Below are 19,744 nucleotides of genomic sequence, written 5' to 3' on the forward strand. Positions count from 1 at the left end.
CCTGCCAGCACGGCGGCCGGACGGACCGGCGACCGGACGGACCGACGACCCGGCCCGCCCCGACCCGCGCCCGACCCGCGCCCACCCCGCTCCCGCCCCGCGCCGGCTCCGCCCGCGCTCACGACACCGGCCGGGAGTCCTCCCACACCGATTCGAATTCCTCCCGGTAGGTCGTGAAGAGGCCGTGGTCCGCGTCGCGCGGCACCCCCCGGCCGCCCCCGCGCAGCACCAGGACCGGCGCCTCCATCCCGCGGGCCCGGCGCAGGTACGACTGGACCACCGCGATGCCCGAGGACTCCCCCTCCACCAGGTAGGCCGTGAAGCGCGGGGTCTCGTCGAAGACGTGGATCTCGAAGCGGGAGGGGTCCCGCAGCCCCGCCCTGACCCGCCGCACGTGGAGGATGTTCATCTCCACCGAGCGGCTCAACTCCCCCTTGCGCAGCCCCAGCTCCCGCTCGCGCCGCTTGACCGCGCTGCTCGCCGGATTGAGGAACAGCAGCCGCACCCGGCAGCCCGCCTCGGTGAGCCGGACGAGTCTTCGCCCCGAGTAGTTCTGGACGAGCAGGTTCAGGCCTATGCCGATGGCGTCGAGGCGGCGGGCGCCGCCGAAGAGGTCCTCCGCCGGGAGCTGGCGCTGCAGCCGCACCCGGTCGGGGTGGACCGAGATGACGTCCGCGTACCGGTCGCCGACCAGGTCCTCGACGGCGTCGATCGGCAGCCGGTCGGCCGAGGGGCTGCCCGCGCCGCCGCCCAGGACGTCGAGCAGCCGCGCCGAGGCCCGCTCGGCCTGTTCGAGCACCGGGCGCGACAGGGCGCGGTTGCGGGAGACCACGTTGCGCGTGACCTCCAGCTCGTCCAGGGCCTGCTCGATCTCGCGCCGGTCGTCGAAGTACGGCTCGAAGCAGGGCCAGTGCTGGACCATCAGCTCCCGCAGCTGCGGCAGGGTCAGGAAGCTCAGCACGTTGTCGTCGGCCGAGTCCAGCAGGTAGCCCTTGCGGCGGCTGACCTCGCGGACGGCGACCGCCCGCTGCACCCACTCCTGCCCGGCGGGCCCGGCGGCCGCGACCACCCAGTCGTCCTGGCCGTGCACGGGCTCGTAGATCGGCCGGAGCACCGCCCCGACCACGGCCCGCAGCCGCTGTTCGATCAGATTGAGCCAGATGTACGCCCGGCCGGCGCGCTGGGCCCTGGTGCGGACCTCGCTCCACGCGTCCGCGCCCCAGTCCAGCTCCACCCCGGTCCGGGCACTTCCCGCACTTCCGGTCTCCGTCGGACCCGCCAGGAAGACCGTCCCGGCCACCGCGCCGGGTACACCTCCCGGGGTGTCCGCCGGACCGCCCTCGTGACCGCTGTCACCAGGGGGAAGCTCCAGACCTCCCGAGCCCACCCGCGCACCGCCTCCCGCTCCTGGCCCCCGCCTCCAACGATCAAGGAAGGGTATCCCGGGCGCGCGGCCCGGTGCAGCCGGATGGCCCTTACAACGGCCCGCCGTTGACCCATTATCCGATGCGCGCATAGTCCACTGACCCGCATATCGGCTCTACGCCTTCACCCGGTAGGACCATCCCAAGTCCCCGCGTACCTCCGCTCTTTCGGGGAAGATCTGGGGGACGTAGTCCGACGCCGGATCAGATTGGAAGAGTCGCATCTATGCAGGTCTGGCCAGGACAGGCGTACCCCCTGGGTGCCACGTACGACGGGGCGGGCACCAATTTCGCGGTCTACTCCGAAGCCGCACGGCGCATCGAACTGTGCCTCCTCCACGACGACGGCTCGGAGACCGCCGTCGAGCTGCGCGAGACGGACGCCTTCGTCCGCCACGCCTACCTGCCCGGGGTGATGCCGGGTCAGCGCTACGGCTTCCGGGTGCACGGACCGTACGAGCCCGAGCGCGGGCAGCGCTGCAACCCGGCCAAGCTGCTGCTGGACCCGTACGCGCGGGCCATCAGCGGGTCGGTCGACTGGGGCGAGCAGGTGTACGGCTACCACTTCGGCCGGCCCGACTCGCGCAACGACCTGGACTCCGCGCCGCGCACGATGACCTCGGTGGTGGTGAACCCGTACTTCGACTGGGCCAACGACCGGCCGCCGCGCACCGAGTACCACCACACCGTGCTGTACGAGGCGCACGTCAAGGGGCTGACCATGCGTCACCCCGACCTGCCCGAGGAACTGCGCGGTACGTACGCCGCCCTCGCCCATCCGGCGGTGATCGGCCATCTGACCAAGCTCGGGGTGACGGCGCTCGAACTGATGCCGGTGCACCAGTCGGTCAACGACCACCGGCTCTTCAACGACGGGCTCAGCAACTACTGGGGCTACAACACCATCGGGTTCTTCGCCCCGCACAACGCCTACGCCTCCGGAGACCGGGGCCAGCAGGTGCTGGAGTTCAAATCGGCGGTCCGGGCCCTGCACGAGGCGGGCATCGAGGTCATCCTCGACGTGGTCTACAACCACACGGCCGAGGGCAACCACCTCGGGCCGACCCTGTCCTTCCGGGGCCTGGACAACGCGTCCTACTACCGGCTCGGGGAGGACGCCCGCTACTACACGGACACCACCGGCACGGGGAACTCGCTGCTCATGCGGTCCCCGCACGTCCTCCAGCTGATCATGGACTCGCTGCGCTACTGGGTGACCGAGATGCACGTGGACGGCTTCCGCTTCGACCTGGCGGCGACCCTGGCCCGCCAGTTCCACGAGGTGGACCGGCTCTCCTCCTTCTTCGACCTCGTCCAGCAGGATCCGGTGGTCAGCCAGGTGAAGCTGATCGCCGAGCCCTGGGACCTGGGCGAGGGCGGCTACCAGGTGGGCAACTTCCCGCCGCTGTGGACCGAGTGGAACGGCAAGTACCGCGACACCGTGCGGGACCTGTGGCGCGGCCAGCCGCGCACGCTGGCCGAGTTCGCGGGACGGCTGACCGGCTCCTCGGACCTGTACCAGGACGACGGGCGGCGCCCGCTCGCCTCGATCAACTTCGCCACCTGCCACGACGGCTTCACCCTGCACGACCTGGTCTCCTACAACGACAAGCACAACGAGGCCAACCGGGAGGGGAACCGGGACGGCGAGAGCCACAACCGGTCCTGGAACTGCGGGGTCGAGGGGGACACCGAGGACGAGGAGGTCCTGGAGCTGCGCGCCCGCCAGATGCGCAACTTCGTGGCGACGCTGATGCTGTCGCAGGGCGTGCCGATGCTGAGTCACGGCGACGAGTTCGCCCGGAGCCAGGGCGGCAACAACAACGCCTACTGCCAGGACAACGAGCTGTCCTGGCTGATCTGGCCGGAGCCGGGCAAGCCGGCGCCGACCCTGCTGGAGTTCACCCGGCAGATGGTGTGGCTGCGGCGCGACCACCCGGTGTTCCGGCGGCGCCGCTTCTTCCACGGCCGGCCGGTCGAGGGGACCGACGACGAGCTGTCGGACATCGCCTGGTTCACCCCGCACGGCGAGCCGATGCGGGCGCGCGACTGGCAGGCGCAGCACGCGAAGGCCCTGGCGGTGTTCCTCAACGGGGAGGCGATCTCCGAGCCGGGCACCCGCGGCGAGCGGATCACCGACGACTCGTTCCTCCTGATGTTCAACGCGGGCGCGGAGTCCCAGGACTTCACGATCCCGGTGGGACACGGCGCGCAGTGGCGGCTGGTGGTGGACACGGCGCGGGCGGACGTACTGCCACCCGGCACCGGACCGCAGTACGCGGCCGGCGACCGGGTGGCGCTGACGGGGCGGAGCCTGGTGGTGCTTCAGCGCCCGGCGTAGGCGTCCCGCGGGGCCGCGGACACGGCGGCGGCGGGTCCGGCGGGCGCCCCGCCGTCCGCCGCGGCCGGGTGCGTGCGGGCGGCGGGCACCCGGGCGAGGAGGGCGAGGACCAGGCACAGCGCGGCCGCGCCCACGGCGACCGCGAAGGCTCCGGCGGGCCCGTACCACTCGGCGAGCCGTCCGGAGACGGCGAGCGCCACGGCCTGCCCGGCGACCAGGGAGCTGGCGGCGAAGGCCATCGACTCGGCGAGCCGGTCCGGGGCCACCGCCCGCTCGGTCAGCGCGAAGGCGGTGATCAGGTGGGGGGCGTAGGCCGCGCCGAGGACGGTGACGACGGCGTACAGGCTCCAGAGGCTGTCGACGAACAGCAGCGGGGCCGAGAGCAGGAGGGCGGCGCCGGTGGCCGTCCGCCAGCGCAGCCGCAGCCCGAAGCGGGCGGGCAGCGCGCCGAGGGCGAGGCCGACGACCGCGCTGACCACGCCCATCGCCGCGTAGACGATCCCGGCCTGGCCGGGGGCGCCGAGGCGGTCGGTGAGGGAGGCGATGCCGGCCTGGCAGGCCCCGAACATGGCGCCCTGGAGGGCGAGCGAGCCCCGGACCGCGTGCACGATCCCGGGGTGGCGGGGGCGGGCGGCCTTCGCGGCGCCGGTGGGCGCCGGCGACCCGGCCGTGACGGAGGCGGTCGGGTGGAGGGCGTAGGCACTGCCGAAGGCGACGACGAGGACGGCCGCGCCCGCGAGGGCGACGGCCGGGTGCGCGACGAGGACGGCGAGCCCGACGAGGGCCGGGCCGAAGACGAACGACACCTCGTCCAGGGTGCCTTCGAGGGAGTGGACCGCGCCGATCACGCCCTCGTCGGCCCCGGCGCGGTGCGCGAGGGCCACGGAGCGGGTCCGGGCGAGCGGTCCGATCAGGGGGATGGAGGCCCCGGTGACGGCTCCGATCGCGGCGAGCGGGACCGTATCGAGGCCGGCGAGGGCCCCGGCGACCAGTGCGCCGGTGGCGAGGGCGTTGACGGCGGCGGCGGCCAGCACGACCGGCCGCTGTCCGTGGCGGTCGGCCAGTCGGCCCAGCAGGGGGCCGCACACCACCTGGCCGGCGGAGAGCGAGCCGCCGACGATGCCGGCGGTGGCCAGGGAGCCGCTGGTCTGGACGACCAGCAGGACGCTCCCGAACTGCGACATCGCGACGGGGAGTCGGGCGAAGAAGGATATGACGGGCAGGAGGGGCCCGGTGAGGGCGATGACTTTTCGATAGGTGTCGACGGTTCCAAACACCCGACGAACGTTAACCCGGCGCAGTCACCCGGATGCATTGGGTCATGGCACGGAATCCGGCAGGCTGGGTACGTACGTTCTCATGAGCCCGCAGCCAGCCACCCCGCGCCCGACCGCCACCTACCGCCTCCAGCTGAGCCCGGAATTCCCCTTCGCGGCGGCCGCCTCCGCCACCGCGTACCTCGCCTCGCTCGGGGTCTCGCACCTGCACCTGTCCCCGGTGCTGGAGGCGGTGCCCGGCTCCTCCCACGGCTACGACGTCGTCGACCACACCCGGGTCCGGGCCGAGCTGGGCGGCGAGGAGGGGCTGCGCGCGCTCGCCCGCACGGCCCGCGCGCACGGCCTCGGCCTGGTCCTGGACATCGTCCCGAACCACATGGCGGTCCCGGCGGCCTTAGAACTCAACCACCCCCTGTGGGAGGTGCTCCGGGAAGGTCCCGGATCGCCGTACGCGCGCTGGTTCGACATCGACTGGGAGGTGAACGACGGGCAGCTGCTGCTGCCGGTGCTGGCCGGGCCGTTGGATCCGGCCGACGTCCGGGTGGCGGGCGACCTGCTCCACGTCGGGGACCACCGCTTCCCGCTGCGGGCCGGTACGCGGGCGCTCCCCACCGCCGAGCTGCTCGCGGCCCAGTGGTACCGGCCGGCGCACTGGCGCGAGGCCCGCACCGGGCTCAACTACCGCCGCTTCTTCACCATCTCCGATCTGATCGGGGTGCGGGTGGAGGATCCCGAGGTGTTCGCCGCCACGCACGGCAAGCTCCTGGAACTGCTCGCCGACGGGGTCGCCGACGGGCTGCGGATCGACCACGTGGACGGGCTCGCGGACCCAGCGGGCTACCTGCGCCGACTGCGGGCCGCGGCGGGTCCCGGAGCGTGGATCGTGGTGGAGAAGATCCTGGCGCACGGGGAACGGCTGCCGCGGGACTGGCCGGTGGCCGGCACCACCGGCTACGACGCCCTGCGGCAGGTGGACGGGGTACTGACCTGCGGCACCGGGGCCGCCGAACTCGCCGCCCGCTACCGGAACTCCACCGGCGCGCCCGACTGGGCGAGGACGGCCGAGGACGCCACCCGCGAGGTGCTCACGCAGGACCTGGCGGCCGAACTGGCCACCCTGGTGCGGCGCGCCGGGCCCCCTCTGGCGCGGGCCGTACGGGAACTCCTCGTCGCCTGTCCCGTCTACCGGACCTACCCGGGGCGGGACGACCTGCCCGGCCTCGTCGACCCGCCGGAGTCGGCCGCCGCCCCGGAGGCCGTCGCGGCGGTGCGCGCACTGCTGCTGTCCGACGCCGCCTTCGCGGCGCGCTTCGCCCAGACCTCGGCCGCGCTGCGCGCCAAGTCCCTGGAGGACCGGGCCTTCTACCGCTACGCCCCGCTGCTGTCGGCGACGGAGGTGGGCGGCGACCCGGGCCGACCGGCGGTCCTCCCGGAGGAGTTCCACGCGTACTGCGCCCATCTGGAGCGGCACTGGCCCGGTTCCGGCACGGTGCTGTCCACGCACGACACCAAGCGCAGCGCGGACGTCCGGGCGCGGATCGCGGTGCTCTCCCAGCGCCCCGACCTGATGCCCCTGCTCGCCGGGGCGCCGGACCCGCGCCAGGCGTGGACGGCCTTCCAGAGCGCCCTGGGCCTGGGGGACGCGCCGCAGCGCACCGAGCGGCTCGCCGCGGCCCTGCTCAAGGCCGCCAAGGAGAGCGCCCTGCACACCAGTTGGACCGACCCGGACCCCGCGTACGAGGCGACCCTCGCGGGTCACCTGCCCGGCCCGGCGGCCCTGCCGGACGTCTCGGCGGCGGCCGGGGACGGGATCCTGGCGATGACCGCGCTGCACCTGACCATGCCGGGCGTGCCGGAGCTCTACCAGGGCGGCGAGGACGAGTGCCGCACCCTGGTGGACCCGGACAACCGCCGCCCGGTGGCCTTCCCCGGCCCCGCGCGGTCCGGCTCCGGCGCGGCGAAGCGGGCGCTGACGACCACCCTGCTGCGGCTGCGGCGGGAGCGCCCGGAGCTCTTCGTCGGCTACGCCCCGCTGGCGGCCGAGGGCCCGGCGGCGGAGCACTGCCTGGCCTACACCCGCTCCCCGGAGCTGCTGGTCGCGGTCACCCGGCTGCCGCACCTGCTCGACGTCGCGGGCGGCTGGGGCGACGCCCTGCTGCCGCTGCCCCCGGGCGCCTGGACCCCGGTCCTGGACCCCGGACGCGCACCCCTGACCGGCCGGGTCCCCCTCGCACACCTGCTGTCGGCGGGCCCGGTGACGGTCCTGGTCCGCGAACCGCCGGCGGCGCCTTAGGCCGCCTCCTGCGGATCCTGCCGGTCCCCGACCTGCCCTCCGGGGGAGAGCGAGGCGACCCCGGAGGGGGCCTAGCCGTACGGGTTGAGCGCCGTGAAGCGGACGGTGTCGCTGCCGCGGTCGAACCACAGGCGGGTGGAGGAGCCGCCGCCGTCGCGGTCGAGCCCGGGGATCCGGATCCACCGCGGGTGCTGCGGCCCCCGACCGGCCAGCGGCTTCTCGAACCACGAGGTGAAGCCGCCGGTCGGCGCCTCGGGGACGAAGGCGTGGGCCGCCGTCAGCTCGGCGAGCCTGCCCGGGGCCAGCCGGGCGAAGCCCGAGATGCTGAGTTCCGGTGACGGCAGGTCGCGCTCGTTGTCCCGGCTGCTCACCCACTCGGCGTCGGTGAGCGGGCCCAGCTCCGGGAACGCCGCCTCGACGGGGGCGCTGTCGGTGTGCCACTTCGCCCCGCCCCCGGCGTCCTCCCGCCCGCCGAAGGCCCGCCACGCCCACACGGCGCCCGCCCCCGCTCCGAGCCCCGCACCGATCCCGAGCACCCTGCGCCGCTCCAACGCGATCCCCCCTCACCCCGGTTCGGCGCACCCTAGCCCACGGCTCCCCCCGGTCCCACCGAGCCGGGTGTGCGGCGCCCCCGGAGGGCCGGTCGGGGACCCGCGAGGATCCGCAGGCGGTGGCCTAGGTCGTCTCTTTCGGATCTTGTCGGTCGAGCCCGCGGCGTCTGGTGCCGTGCATGGCCGTGCTGCCGGGGCGCTCGTGTACTGGACGTACTCGGTCGCCCCGGCAGTGCGGCCAGGCGCGGTGCCAGACGCCGCGGGCCCGGCAAGATCCGAAAGAGACGGCCTAGCCGGGCGGGGGCGTCAGGAGGGTGGCGAAGGAGCGGGCCGCGCCGGTGAGGGGCTGGCGGGAGAAGACCGCCAGGGGGCGGTGCCACGGCGGGTCGACCGGGAGCAGGACGCAGTCCTCGCCGATCGCGCCGCGGACCAGGTGCGCGGGGGCCGCGACGACGCCGATGCCCGCGGCGGCCATCCGGACGGCGGTGGAGGTGTGTTCCGTGTGGAGCACGCTGCGCGGGGTGAACCCCGCCCGGCCGCACACCAGGTCCAGGAAGGGCTCGCCCTCGACGCGCGGTTCCATCGCGCACCGGATCCAGTCGCGGTCGGCGAGTTCGGCCAGCCGGACCGAGGCGCGCCCCGCGAGCGGGTCGTCGAAGGCCGCGACCAGGACGATCTCCTCCCGGCCCGCCGGGAGCACCGGACCGCTCCAGCCCTGCGGCTCCGGCCCCACGGCGAGGTCGGCGGCGCCGCGCTCCAGCTGCTCCTCCAGGGCGTCGGTGCAGGCGTACTCGCGCAGCACCAGCCCGACCCCGGGATGCAGCGCGCGCCAGCGGGCGACCACGCCGGGCAGCAGGCCGACGGCCAGGGCGTGCAGGGTGGCCACGTGCAGCTCGCCGCCGTTCGCCCCGGCGGCGGCGCGGGCGGCGCGCTCGGCCAGCCGGGCGCTGCGCACGGCCAGTTGGGCGTGCGGCAGGAAGGCGCGCCCCATCGCCGTGAGCCGCACGCCCCGCGGCATCCGTTCCAGCAGGTCTCCCCCGAGCGACCGCTCCAACGCCTTGACCTGGTGGGACAGGGCGGGCTGGGTGACGTACAGGACCTCCGCGGCCCGGGTGAAGGAGGACTCCTCCACGACGGCGAGGAAGTACTCCATCTGGCGCAGGCTCATGACCAGCCATCATGTGTCATGCAGGACGTGCATGGGTCCGACAAGATCATTGCCTTGGACCCGCCCCGGCCCCGCCGCGCAGGCTTGCCCCATGAACACAGACGTGATCGACGTGACCGTGACCGACGTGATCGTGATAGGCGGCGGCACCGGCGGGTACGGCACCGCCCTGCGCGCCGCGGCCCTCGGCCTGAAGGTCGTCCTGGCGGAGCGGGACAAGGTCGGCGGTACCTGCCTCCATCGCGGCTGCATCCCCAGCAAGGCGATGCTGCACGCCGCCGAACTCGTCGACGGGATCGCCGAGGCCCGCGAGCGGTGGGGGGTGAAGGCGACCCTGGACTCGGTGGACTGGTCCGCGCTGACCGCCACCCGCGACGACATCGTCGGCCGCAACCACAAGGGCGTCGAGGGCCACCTGGGCCACGCCGGGGTCACCGTCGTGCGCAGCGGGGCGCGGCTGACCGGCCCGCGGTCGGTCCGTACCGAGGACGGCCGGGAGTTCACCGCCACCCGCGGGATCGTGCTCGCCACCGGCTCGCGGCCGCGGATCCTGCCGGGCCTGGAGCCGGACGGCACGACGGTGGTGACCAGTGACGACGCGCTCTTCGCCCCCGGACTGCCCGGGTCGGTGCTGGTGCTGGGCGGCGGGGCGATCGGGGTGGAGTACGCCTCCTTCCACCGGTCGATGGGCGCGGACGTCACCCTGGTCGAAGCGGCCGACCGGCTCGTCCCGCTGGAGGACGTGGACGTGTCGCGGCACCTGACCCGGGGGCTGAAGAAGCGCGGGATCGACGTGCTGACGGGGGCCCGGCTGGAGGGGGCGGTGCGCGCCCCGGACGGCAGCGGGGTGACGGCCACCGTGCGCACCGCGCGCGGCGAGCTGCGCGCGATCGCCGCGGAGCGGCTGCTCGTCGCGGTCGGCCGGGTGCCGGTGACGGACGGGTTGGGCCTGGAGGCGGCCGGACTGGCCGTGGACGAGCGGGGGTTCGTCGCGCCCGCCGACTGGTCGCGGCTGGAGACCGCGGTCCCGGGCATCCACGTGGTCGGCGACCTGCTGCCGCCCCCGTCGCTCGGGCTCGCGCACGCCTCGTTCGCGGAGGGGTTGCTGGTCGCGGAGACCCTGGCCGGGGTGGCCTCGGCGCCGGTGGACTACGCGGCGGTGCCGCGGGTGACCTACTCGGCCCCGCAGACGGCCGCGGTCGGGCTGACCGAGGCGCAGGCGCGGGAGCGGTCCTACGACGTGGTGGTCAACTCGATGCCGCTGACGGCCGTGGCGAAGGGCATGGTGCACGGGCAGGGCGGGATGGTGAAGGTGGTCGCCGAGCGCGGCGGGCGGGTGCTCGGGGTGCACCTGGTCGGGCCGCACGTGTCGGAGATGATCGCGGAGAGCCAGCTGATCGTGGGATGGGACGCCGAACCGGCCGACGTGGCCCGGCACGTGCACGCCCACCCGACGCTCTCGGAGGCGGTCGGCGAGGTCTTCCTGACCCTGGCCGGGCGCGGCCTGCACCAGCAGTAGCCGGGCGCGGGGGCCGCCGTGGCGGCGGCGGGCGCCAACCCGGAGCCTCCGGTGCGGTAGGGGCGCACGTCAGGCGGGCAGAGCTTGACCGTGACCCTCCTCCGAGACATGTGCTACCCCACACCGCAGGAACTCGCCCTGGCGGCCCGCGCGCTGGCCGACGCGCACCCCCGGCTGGTCCGGCTCCGCCGTACCGGAACCTCCCGGGGCGGGCGCCCGCTGTGGCTGCTCTCCGTCCAGTCGCCCGCCACCCCGCCCGGCCCCGGCCCCGGCTCCGGTCCGGACGCCGCGCCGCGCCGCAACGTCCTGGTCGTGGCCGGGGCCCACGCCAACGAACCCGTCGGCGGGCCGACCGCCCTCGCGCTCGCCCGCCGCGTCCTGGACGCCCCGGGCCTGCGCGCCGGGTGCGGCTGGCACTTCCTGCTCTGCGCCGACCCGGACGGCGCGGCCCTGCACCGCACCCCGCACCCGCGCTCGATCCTGGACTACCACCGCAACTTCTTCCGCCCGCCCGGCCCCGAACAGCCCGAGTGGGCGCCGTCCTTACTGCCTCCGGACCGGCTGCCGCCCGAGACCCTGGCCCTCACCGCGCTGATCGACGAGCTGCGTCCGGTGCTCCAGGTGTCCCTGCACGCGACGGACCTCGGCGGCAGCTGGGTCCAGCTCACCCGGGACATACCGGGGCTCGCCGAACCGTTCGCCAAGTCGGCCGCCGAGCTGCGGATCCCGGTGGAGACCGGCGCCTCGGACGCGGCGGGCTGGCCCTCGCCGGGGCCCGGGATCTTCGTGATGCCCGCGCCGGACAGCGACGCCCCCGGGGTGTTCCACCCGGAGGACACCCGGCTGAGCACCTGGTACCACGCCCATGCCTACGACGGGACGACCGCGATCGTCGAGGTCCCCATGTGGGCCAGCGACCTGGTGGACGATCCGGCCCCGCACCCCGATCCGCGGCGCGCCCTGCGGTCGCTGGCCCGGCGGCTCACCGCGGACGCCGAGCAGGTGGCCCGGGTGCTCGCGGGGGCGCGCGGCCAACTGCCTGCCGGGGACCCGGCGTCGGGGCCGCTGCTGCGGGCGGTGGACTGGACGCTCGCGCTGATCCCGCAGATCGCCGCGGAGTGGTCCGCCGGCTCCGCGCCGCCGGAGGCGACGGCCGCCTACATCGGGAGCATCGACGCCTTCGCCCGGCGTCTCGCGCTGCGGGCGGCCGCGATGCTGCTGCGGGTGCTGTGCGCGGCCGGGCACCCGGCGGCGACCGCGCTGGAGCGGCTGGTGACGGGCTGGTGCGAGGCCTTCGCGGCCCGGTTCCAGCCGCGCTGGGTGCCGGTGGCCACCCAGGTCGAGCACCAGACCCGCACCGTACTGGCGACGTACGAGCGCCTCCTGGCGGCCGGTCCGCCCCCTACCGGGGGGTGACCTCCGCCCGGTCCGCGTCCGCGGCGGCCGGGACGGGCCAGCCGTACCGGCGCTTGGGCGTGCCCGTGGCGCCGAGGCGGTCGTAGAACCGGACGGCGCCCTCGTTCCAGTCGGGGGTCTGCCACTGGACCTGGTCGAGGCCGAGGTCGGCGGCGAGGGCGGCGACGGCGGCCATCAGGGCCGCGCCCAGGCCGTGGCCGCGCGCGCCCTCGGCGAGGTAGAGGCAGTCCATGTGCAGGTAGTGGGCCGCGTCCCAGAAGGCGAACTCCCGGGAGCAGGCGGCGTATCCGACGGCCCGCCCCGTCGGGTCCTCGGCGATCAGCACCCACAGCGGGGGCGCCGGTGCGTCGCCCCCGGGGAAGAGCAGCGGGCCGAGCCGCTCGGCCAGGTCGGGCGGCCGGGGGGCGGAGCGTTCGTAGGCGACGTGCTCGTGGATGAGTTCCACCACGCGCGGAAGGTCTTCGGGGCGCGCCGGGCGCACCGCGGGCCGTTGGTCCATGGAATCCATGGCGCCATCCTGCGGTCCGGCCCGCGGCGCCGCGCGCGCGGGGTCCAGGCACCGGGCCTGCCTACGGGCGACGGACCTCGAACTGGAAGCAGCCGTACTCCAGGGCCCGTACGTGCACCAGTGCCACCTCGGGCTCGGCGAACGCCTCCCCGAGGACCCGGTCGAACCCGGCCCCGGCGTCGTCCGGGACCTCGAAGAGGCGGCCGCCGACGATGTGTCCGGCGGCGTCGTAGCGCCGCACGGTGCGCAGGGCCCCCGCACGCGCGAACGGGTACTCGCGGCCCTCCGCCGGTCCGGCGCACGGTTCGGCGTGGATGAAGACGGGCCCCACCTCGTCGTAGGCCCCGGGCCGGGCCCCGGTGTCCGCCGCCCAGCGGCGCAGCGGCGCGTAGGAGACGAGGGCGACCCGCTCACCGGCTTCGATCCCCCGCAGGCAGCAGCGCAGCGGGCTGCCCACGCAGTCGATCGGCGTCCCGTCCGCGTGCGCGGTGAACGGCCGCACGGGCCGCCCGGCGTCATCGGTGACCCGCAGCTCCCGCAGGGCGGCGGGCGGGACGGGCAGGGGGGTGTAGGTCGTCGTCATGGCTCCAGTCTCGGCCCCGCCCCCGGCGCGGGCTGGCAGGAATCGGACGTGTAACCCCCGGTCCCACGGCCCGCCGCGAGCGGTCGCGAGCCGTCGCTAGTTCGCCGCTAGTTCGCCGACAGCCGGTACTGCATGGTGCCGAAGCCGACCTGGTCGCCGGCGCGGACCACGGCGGCGCCGGTGACGCGCTGGCCGTTGACCGTGGTGCCGTTGGTGGAGCCGAGGTCCCGCAGCACCCACAGGCCGCCCCGCAGGCTGAGCTCGGCGTGGTGGCGGGAGACCGTCTCGTGGACGAGGCGCAGGCCGCTGCCGGGGTCCCGACCGATGGTCAGCGCCTGCCCGAGGCCGCCGTGCGGCGGGAGCAGCAGCTTCGGCAGCTTCTCCGCGGCCCAGGCGCGCCGCACGCCGGAGCTGACCGCCGAGACCTTGCCGACCCAGCCGAACAGACGCTGCGTCAGGGGGCTTTCCAGCGCGTTCGGGCCGCGCGCGCCGAGGTCGGCCGTGAGGGCGGCCAGCTCTTCGGAGCGGCGCGCGACCAGCGCCAGTTCCATCCGGCGCACGAAGGTGTCGTGCGAGAGCCTGCCGTCCGCCGCGCCGTCCCGCAGCCGGCCGAGCGCGCGCTCGCGCTCCGCGTCGGAGACCCGGGGCACCGGATAGGCGGGGAACTCGAAACTGGACGTCACAGGGTGATTGTCGGCCCGTCGTGCACCAAGTGTCCAGAACTCCCGCGTCCGGCCCGCGATGATGGGCCGGGTCGAGACGCCGGCGTGGCACGGATGCCGGTTGCCGCCCGAGACGAGGGGACCGTCCATGCAGTTCGAGGTGTGGGCACCACAGGCAGGACAGGTGGGTCTGCGGCTGAACGACAGCACGCGGAACATGGCGCCCGATCCGGAGCGGGCGGGCTGGTGGCGCGTGGAGGCCCCCGCCGCCGACGGGGACCGGTACGGGTTCCTCCTGGACCCCGCCGCCGACGCCCCGGACGGGCTCTCGGCCGTGGTCGACGTCGAGGCGCTCTTCCCCGAGGTGCCCGCCCCCGCGCCCCGCACCTCCCTCCAGGACGCCGTCCTGTACGAGCTGCACATCGGCACCTTCACCCCCGAGGGCACCTTCGACGCGGCCGCGGCCCGCCTGCCCCACCTGGCCGCCCTCGGCGTCACGCACGTGGAGCTGATGCCCGTCTGTTCCTTCCCGGGGCGGCACGGCTGGGGCTACGACGGGGTCGCGCCGTGGGCCGTGCACGAGCCGTACGGCGGCCCGGCCGGGCTCGCCCGCTTCGTGGAGGCGGCGCACGTCGCCGGGCTCGGGGTGGTGCTGGACGTGGTGCACAACCACCTCGGCCCCTCCGGGAACCACCTCCCGGCCTTCGGCCCGTACTTCACCGACACGCACCACACCCCGTGGGGCGCGGCGGTCAATCTGGACGCGCCCGGCTCCGACGAGGTGCGCGCGTACCTGATCGGCAGCGCGCTCGGCTGGCTGCGGGACTACCGGATCGACGGGCTGCGCCTGGACGCCGTGCACGCGCTGGCCGACGGTCGGGCGCTGACCTTCCTGGAGGAACTGGCGGCGGCCGTCGACGCCTTCGGCGTCGAGACCGCGCGGCCGCTGTTCCTGATCGCCGAGTCGGACCAGTGCGATCCACGGACGACGACCCCGCGCACGGCCGGCGGCCTCGGCCTCACCGCGCAGTGGAACGACGACTTCCACCACGCCCTGCACTGTGCACTGACCGGCGAGTCCCAGGGCTACTACGCCGACTTCGCCGACGCCCCGCTCGGCGCGCTGGCCAAGACCATGACCCGGGCCTTCTTCCACGACGGCACCTGGTCCTCCTTCCGGGGCCGCACCCACGGCCGCCCGGTGGACCGGCGCCGTACCCCCGCGCACCGCTTCCTCGGGTACTCCCAGACCCACGACCAGGTCGGGAACCGGGCGCTCGGCGACCGGCTCGCCGCGTCCCTCTCCCCCGGGCTGCTGGCCTGCGCCGCGACCCTGGCGCTGACGGGGCCGTTCGTACCGATGGTGTTCATGGGCGAGGAGTGGGGGGCGGGGACCCCCTGGCAGTACTTCACCGACCATCCGGACCCGGAGCTCGCGCAGGCCGTGCGCACCGGCCGCCGCCGGGAGTTCGCGGCGCACGGCTGGAAGGCCGAGGAGATCCCGGATCCGCAGGATCCGGCGACCCGGGAGCGGTCCTGCCTGGACTGGGCCGAGCCGCGGGCGGCCGCGCACGCCCGGCTGCTGGAGTGGTACCGGACGCTGATCGCGCTCCGCCGGACCCTGCCCGACCTGCGGGATCCCGATCTGGCGGCGGTCCGGGTGGCCTGCGACGAGGAGCGCCGCTGGGTGACCTTCCGGCGCGGGGACGTCCGGGTCGCGGTCAACCTGTCCGCCGAGCCGGTGACGATCGCGCTGGGCCGCAACGGCGTACGGGTGTTGGCCTCGTGGGAGCCGCTGGAGCACCCGGGTCCGGACGGCCGCCTCCACCTCGCGGGCGAGTCGGCGGCCGTGCTGGGCCCGTGAGCGGGGCCGCCCGGCCGGGTCGGCGAGGATCGGTCCGCCGCGCGGCCGAATCCGCGGCGGACGCGGCCGGGGCGTCGGGCGTGGCGTCGGGACGTGTGGGGGCGGTCGGGTGATGATGGCGCGGTGCGACTTGATCATGTGTCCTATGCGGTGGCCCGCGACAGCTTCGTCTCGACCGTTCAGTGGATCGGATCGGCCCTCGGCGCCGGCTTCGTCGACGGGGGCGTGCACCCGCGGTTCGGTACGCGCAACTTCGTCCTCCCGCTGAGCGGCGGCACCTACGTCGAGGTCGTCACCACGCTCGACCACCCCGCCGCCGACCGCGCGCCCTTCGGCCAGGCCGTCGCGCGCCGCGCCGCCGAGGGCGGCGGCTGGCTCGGTTGGGTGGTCTCCGTCGACGACATCGCCCCGGTCGAGGCCCGCCTCGGCCGCACCTCGACCGAGGGCCACCGGGTCCGCCCCGACGGGTTCGACCTGAGGTGGAAGCAGATCGGCCTGCTGGAGCTGATGGAGGACCCGCAGCTGCCCTACTTCCTGCAGTGGATGGCCCCCACCGAGCAGCGCCCGAGCGCCGACCCGCGCACCTCCAGCACCATCCACGGGGTCTCCATCGCCGGTGACGCCGCCTCCATCGCCGAATTCCTCGGCGAACCGGCCGACCACCCCCTCGACCAGATCGACGTGACCTGGGTCGAGGACGAGGAAGCGGGCCTGGTCTCCGTCGAGTTCGCCACCGCCCACGGCCCGGTCACGATCTGACCGGGCCGGGTCGGCGACGTACCCGGGCCGCGGGCGCTACTCGACGACGGCGAGTTCGCGCGGGGCGGCGTTGAAGCTGCGCCCGCCGTCCTCGGTGACCGTCACGATGTCCTCGATCCGGACGCCGAAGCGGCCCGGGAGGTAGATGCCGGGCTCGACCGAGAAGCACATGCCCGGGACCAGGGGCCGCTCCTCGCCCTCGATCATGTAGGGCGGTTCGTGCGTGGTGACGCCGATGCCGTGGCCGGTGCGGTGGATGAACCGCTCGCCGTAGCCGAACTCGGTGATCACGGCGCGGGCCGCCCGGTCCACGTCCTGGCAGGCGATGCCGGGGCGGACCGCCTCGACGGCGGTCCGCTGGGCCTCCCGGACGATGTCGTGCACGCGCTGCTCCTCGGCCGTCGGCTCGCCGACGTGGACGGTGCGGGAGATGTCGGAGCCGTAGCCGTGCTTGAGGCCGCCGAAGTCGAGCACCACCATGTCGCCGTGTTCGATCACCCGCGGGCCCGCCTCGTGGTGCGGGTTGGCGCCGTTGGGCCCGGAGCCGACCACGGTGAAGTCCACCTGGGAGTGGCCGTACTCGCGCAGCAGCGCGGCCAGGTCCGCGGCGACCTCGGTCTCCGTGCGCCCGGCGAAGCGGACTCCGAGGATCCGGGCGTAGGCGGCGTCGGCCGCGGCGCCCGCCGCCGCCAGCCGGGCCAGCTCGCGCTCGTCCTTGACGGCGCGCAGCATGGGCAGCGCGTCGGTGAGGGAGACGTAGGAGGTGGTGGGCAACTCGCGCTGGAGTCCCAGCAGGTGCAGCGCCCAGGTGTTGTCGCTGACGCCGAAGCGACCGCAGACGTCGAGCAGCGGGGCGGTGACGCCGTAGGGGTTCTTGCCGTCGGTCCAGTCGCGCAGGGTGAGTGCGGGAGCGCCGGCCGCCGCGGCCGCGTCGGGGGCTTCCAGGGTGGGGACGACGAGCACCGGGTCCTGCCCCGCTGCCAGGACCAGCAGGGTCAGCCGCTCGGTGTCCACGGGCCGGTAGCCGGTGAGGTGGGTGAGGTCGGGGCCGGGGGCGATGAGCAGACCGGCGAGCCCGGCGTCGGCGGCGCTCTGCGCGGCCGCGGCCATCCGGGCCGCGTAGTCCGCGGCGGTGAAGGGGTCGGGGGCGGTGTCGGACGCGGTACCGGGTGCGGTGTCGAAGGCCATGGGCCGATCCTGCCGTGAGCGGTGCGGTGCGCGCGACGGCCGCGCCGGTCGAACCGGCCCGGCGCACCCCGGGGGCGCCCGGCGGGGCCGCGGAAACGGTGTCGCGGGACCACCTCCCTGATCGGCTATGCTGTGCTTGCACATCGAACGGGCGGTCCGCCGCCCTTCGTGGTGGGTGTAGCTCAGTTGGTAGAGCACCTGGTTGTGGTCCAGGTGGCCGCGGGTTCAAGTCCCGTCACTCACCCTGATCCCGTGGGGGGTACGAGGTTTTCCTCGTACCCCCCACGGGCTTTTCCACATCCGCACACGGCCGGGACAGCGATGCGGCAAGAACGTTTCACCAGGGCCGTCGCCGGGGCGCGCGGCGCCCTCGGCGGCGGCGCCGCCGTCGGGGTCCTCGGTGGGGCCGTCGGCGCGGCGGCCCTGTGGGCCGTGGACCGGGCCACCGTCGTCGACCCGCACGCCGCGGCCGTCCTCACCACCTCCGCCCTGGTCGGCGTGCTCGCCCTGCTGCCCGGACGCCACCGCGCGCTCACCCTGGAGCGGTGCGCCCTGGCCGCCTCCGTCCTCTCGCTCGTGGCCACGGCCGCGATGCTGGTGCCCGACCGGGGCACCGGCGGGGGGTGGGGGCTGCTGGAATCGGCCGCGCTGCTGAGCCTGCTGGCCCGCGCCGCCCGGTCCACCGCCCCCCGTCGGGTGGTGCCCCTGTGCCTGCTGCTGTGGCTGGCCGCCGCCGGGGCCCCGCTGCGGATGCCGAGCGACGAGGCCGCGGAGACCGCCGCCTTCGCGCTGACCCTGGTGGCCGCGGCCGCCGCCGGTTTCGGCGGCTACCTGCGGCTGCTGGACGCGCGCCGGGCCCGGGCGGTCGCCGCCGTGCGCGAGCACGAACGCCACGAACTCGCCCGTGACCTGCACGACTTCGTGGCCCACCACGTGACCGGCATCGTGGTCCAGGCGCAGGCCGCCCAGGCGATCCGGGAGACGGCGCCCGAACGGCTCGATCCGCTGCTGCGCTCGATCGAGCAGGCGGGCTCCGAGACGCTGGCCTCGATGCGCCGGCTGGTGCGGGTGCTGCGCGAGCAGGACACGGGCGTGCCGCGCCCGCAGGACCTCTTCGCGGAGCTGGGCCGCCTGGTCGCGGACCGGCCCGGCGCGGTACTGACCCTGGCGCGGGGGGTGCGCGGGGTGCGGCTGGCGCCGGAGGTGGAGACCTCCGTGCACCGCCTGGTCCAGGAGGCGCTGACGAACGTGACCCGGCACGCGCCCGGGGCGCGCGCCACCCGGGTGGACCTGACCGCCGAAGGAGCGCGGCTCTGCGTCGAGGTGGTCAACGACCGCGGGGACCGGCGCGGCCACGTCCCGCCCGGCGGCCGGGGCGGGCTGGGCCTGATCGGCCTGCGCGAACGGGTCGACGCGGTGGACGGGCGGCTCGCGGCGGGGCCGCTGCCGGGCGGTGGCTGGCAGGTCACCGGTGTCTTCCCGGTGCTCGCCTGGCAAGATCAACGCCATGAGCCGTGACATCCGCGTACTGATCGCCGACGACCAGGAGATGGTCCGCACCGGCTTCGCCCTGATCCTGGGCGCCCAGCCGGGCATCGAGGTGGTCGGCGAGGCGTCCGACGGCGCCGAGTGCGTGGAGCTGGCCCGGCGACTGCGGCCGGACGTGTGCCTGGTCGACGTGCGGATGCCCCGGCTCGACGGCCTGGAGGTGACCCGGGCGCTCGCGGGCCCGGGGGTCGCCGATCCGCTGCGGGTGGTGATCGTGACCACCTTCGACCAGGACGACTACGTGTACGGGGCGCTGCGCGGCGGGGCCAGCGGCTTCCTGCTCAAGGACGCGGGACCCGCGCTGCTGGTGGAGGCGGTCCGGGCGGCGGCCCGGGGGGACGCGCTGGTCTCCCCCGCGGTCACCGTGCGGCTGCTGGAGCGGCTCGGCGAGGCCCCGGCGGCCGAGGACACCGGCGCCGCGGCCGCCCCGCCGGTGTCCGGGCGCGAGCTGGACGTCGTACGGCTGGTGGCGCGCGGGCTGACCAACCAGGAGATCGCCGACGACCTGTACATCTCGCTGTCGACGGTCAAGACCCACCTGGTGTCGGTGCAGGCCAAGCTGGGCCTGCGCAACCGGGTCGAGATCGCCGCCTGGGCGTGGGAAACGGGCGCGGTCACCTCGCGCGGGCCGGTCGGCTGAGCG

At 75.2% G+C, this 19,744-nt stretch carries 16 protein-coding genes and 1 tRNA gene; 9 read left to right on the forward strand and 8 right to left on the reverse strand.

Features of this window, described 5'->3' with window-relative positions; translation table 11 throughout:
* Positions 1-118: 118 nt before the first annotated feature.
* Positions 119-1,387, reverse strand: a complete 1,269-nt coding sequence (locus ACFWAR_RS12240; RefSeq protein WP_385775921.1) for an SAV2148 family HEPN domain-containing protein — start codon at positions 1,385-1,387, stop codon at positions 119-121.
* Between the two features lie 263 nt (positions 1,388-1,650).
* Here ACFWAR_RS12240 and glgX point away from each other — a divergent pair, with 263 nt between their 5' ends.
* Positions 1,651-3,765: a glycogen debranching protein GlgX gene (gene glgX, locus ACFWAR_RS12245; RefSeq protein WP_385775923.1), complete on the forward strand. Its 2,115-nt coding sequence runs from the start codon at positions 1,651-1,653 to the stop codon at positions 3,763-3,765.
* Here glgX and ACFWAR_RS12250 read toward each other — a convergent pair.
* On the reverse strand, positions 3,750-5,042 hold the full coding sequence (locus ACFWAR_RS12250) for an MFS transporter (protein ID WP_385775925.1): 1,293 nt from the start codon (positions 5,040-5,042) through the stop codon (positions 3,750-3,752). The two genes, glgX and ACFWAR_RS12250, sit on opposite strands and share 16 nt — an antisense overlap.
* Before the next feature lie 82 nt (positions 5,043-5,124).
* Here ACFWAR_RS12250 and treY point away from each other — a divergent pair, with 82 nt between their 5' ends.
* Positions 5,125-7,335 (forward strand): malto-oligosyltrehalose synthase, encoded by a 2,211-nt coding sequence (gene treY, locus ACFWAR_RS12255; protein ID WP_385775927.1) that lies wholly within the window; start codon positions 5,125-5,127, stop codon positions 7,333-7,335.
* Between the two features lie 71 nt (positions 7,336-7,406).
* Here treY and ACFWAR_RS12260 read toward each other — a convergent pair whose 3' ends face one another.
* Positions 7,407-7,886 (reverse strand): hypothetical protein, encoded by a 480-nt coding sequence (locus ACFWAR_RS12260; protein WP_385775929.1) that lies wholly within the window; start codon positions 7,884-7,886, stop codon positions 7,407-7,409.
* Between the two features lie 289 nt (positions 7,887-8,175).
* Positions 8,176-9,054 (reverse strand): LysR substrate-binding domain-containing protein, encoded by an 879-nt coding sequence (locus tag ACFWAR_RS12265; protein WP_385775931.1) that lies wholly within the window; start codon positions 9,052-9,054, stop codon positions 8,176-8,178.
* 91 nt (positions 9,055-9,145) lie between these two features.
* Between ACFWAR_RS12265 and lpdA the strand changes: the two genes are divergently transcribed.
* Positions 9,146-10,573: a dihydrolipoyl dehydrogenase gene (gene lpdA / locus ACFWAR_RS12270; RefSeq protein WP_385775933.1), complete on the forward strand. Its 1,428-nt coding sequence runs from the start codon at positions 9,146-9,148 to the stop codon at positions 10,571-10,573.
* 90 nt (positions 10,574-10,663) lie between these two features.
* A complete protein-coding gene (locus tag ACFWAR_RS12275; protein WP_385775935.1) occupies positions 10,664-11,989 on the forward strand; it encodes a M14 family zinc carboxypeptidase in 1,326 nt (441 codons plus the stop codon).
* Here ACFWAR_RS12275 and ACFWAR_RS12280 read toward each other — a convergent pair.
* The 3 genes from ACFWAR_RS12280 to ACFWAR_RS12290 all read right to left on the reverse strand — a co-directional run bounded on the left by ACFWAR_RS12280 (position 11,976) and on the right by ACFWAR_RS12290 (position 13,763).
* The gene (locus ACFWAR_RS12280) at positions 11,976-12,497 is read right to left on the reverse strand and encodes a GNAT family N-acetyltransferase (protein WP_385775937.1); all 522 of its coding nucleotides are present in this window, start codon (positions 12,495-12,497) and stop codon (positions 11,976-11,978) included. The two genes, ACFWAR_RS12275 and ACFWAR_RS12280, sit on opposite strands and share 14 nt — an antisense overlap.
* 61 nt (positions 12,498-12,558) lie before the next feature.
* The gene (locus tag ACFWAR_RS12285; protein WP_385775938.1) at positions 12,559-13,080 is read right to left on the reverse strand and encodes a DUF1203 domain-containing protein; all 522 of its coding nucleotides are present in this window, start codon (positions 13,078-13,080) and stop codon (positions 12,559-12,561) included.
* Between the two features lie 107 nt (positions 13,081-13,187).
* Positions 13,188-13,763 (reverse strand): FHA domain-containing protein, encoded by a 576-nt coding sequence (locus ACFWAR_RS12290; RefSeq protein ID WP_385775940.1) that lies wholly within the window; start codon positions 13,761-13,763, stop codon positions 13,188-13,190.
* Between the two features lie 127 nt (positions 13,764-13,890).
* Here ACFWAR_RS12290 and treZ point away from each other — a divergent pair, with 127 nt between their 5' ends.
* Together treZ and ACFWAR_RS12300 are read left to right on the forward strand one after the other, a co-directional pair.
* On the forward strand, positions 13,891-15,606 hold the full coding sequence (gene treZ / locus ACFWAR_RS12295; RefSeq protein WP_385775942.1) for a malto-oligosyltrehalose trehalohydrolase: 1,716 nt from the start codon (positions 13,891-13,893) through the stop codon (positions 15,604-15,606).
* A gap of 123 nt (positions 15,607-15,729) precedes the next feature.
* Entirely contained in the window at positions 15,730-16,365 is a 636-nt protein-coding gene (locus ACFWAR_RS12300) for a VOC family protein (protein WP_385775944.1), read from the forward strand.
* Between the two features lie 36 nt (positions 16,366-16,401).
* Here ACFWAR_RS12300 and ACFWAR_RS12305 read toward each other — a convergent pair whose 3' ends face one another.
* Entirely contained in the window at positions 16,402-17,553 is a 1,152-nt protein-coding gene (locus ACFWAR_RS12305) for a M24 family metallopeptidase (RefSeq protein ID WP_385775946.1), read from the reverse strand.
* 171 nt (positions 17,554-17,724) lie between these two features.
* Here ACFWAR_RS12305 and ACFWAR_RS12310 point away from each other — a divergent pair.
* From ACFWAR_RS12310 to ACFWAR_RS12320, 3 genes are all read left to right on the forward strand, one after another.
* Positions 17,725-17,797, forward strand: a tRNA-His gene (locus ACFWAR_RS12310).
* A gap of 77 nt (positions 17,798-17,874) precedes the next feature.
* Positions 17,875-19,071, forward strand: a complete 1,197-nt coding sequence (locus tag ACFWAR_RS12315) for a sensor histidine kinase (protein WP_385775948.1) — start codon at positions 17,875-17,877, stop codon at positions 19,069-19,071.
* Complete coding sequence (locus ACFWAR_RS12320) at positions 19,061-19,741, forward strand: response regulator (protein ID WP_385775950.1); 681 nt, start codon at positions 19,061-19,063, stop codon at positions 19,739-19,741. Before ACFWAR_RS12315 ends, ACFWAR_RS12320 begins: the two co-directional genes overlap by 11 nt.
* Positions 19,742-19,744: the final 3 nt, after the last annotated feature.

The sequence above is a fragment of the Streptomyces sp. NPDC059917 genome, from assembly GCF_042730635.1.
Lineage (GTDB): Bacteria > Actinomycetota > Actinomycetes > Streptomycetales > Streptomycetaceae > Streptomyces.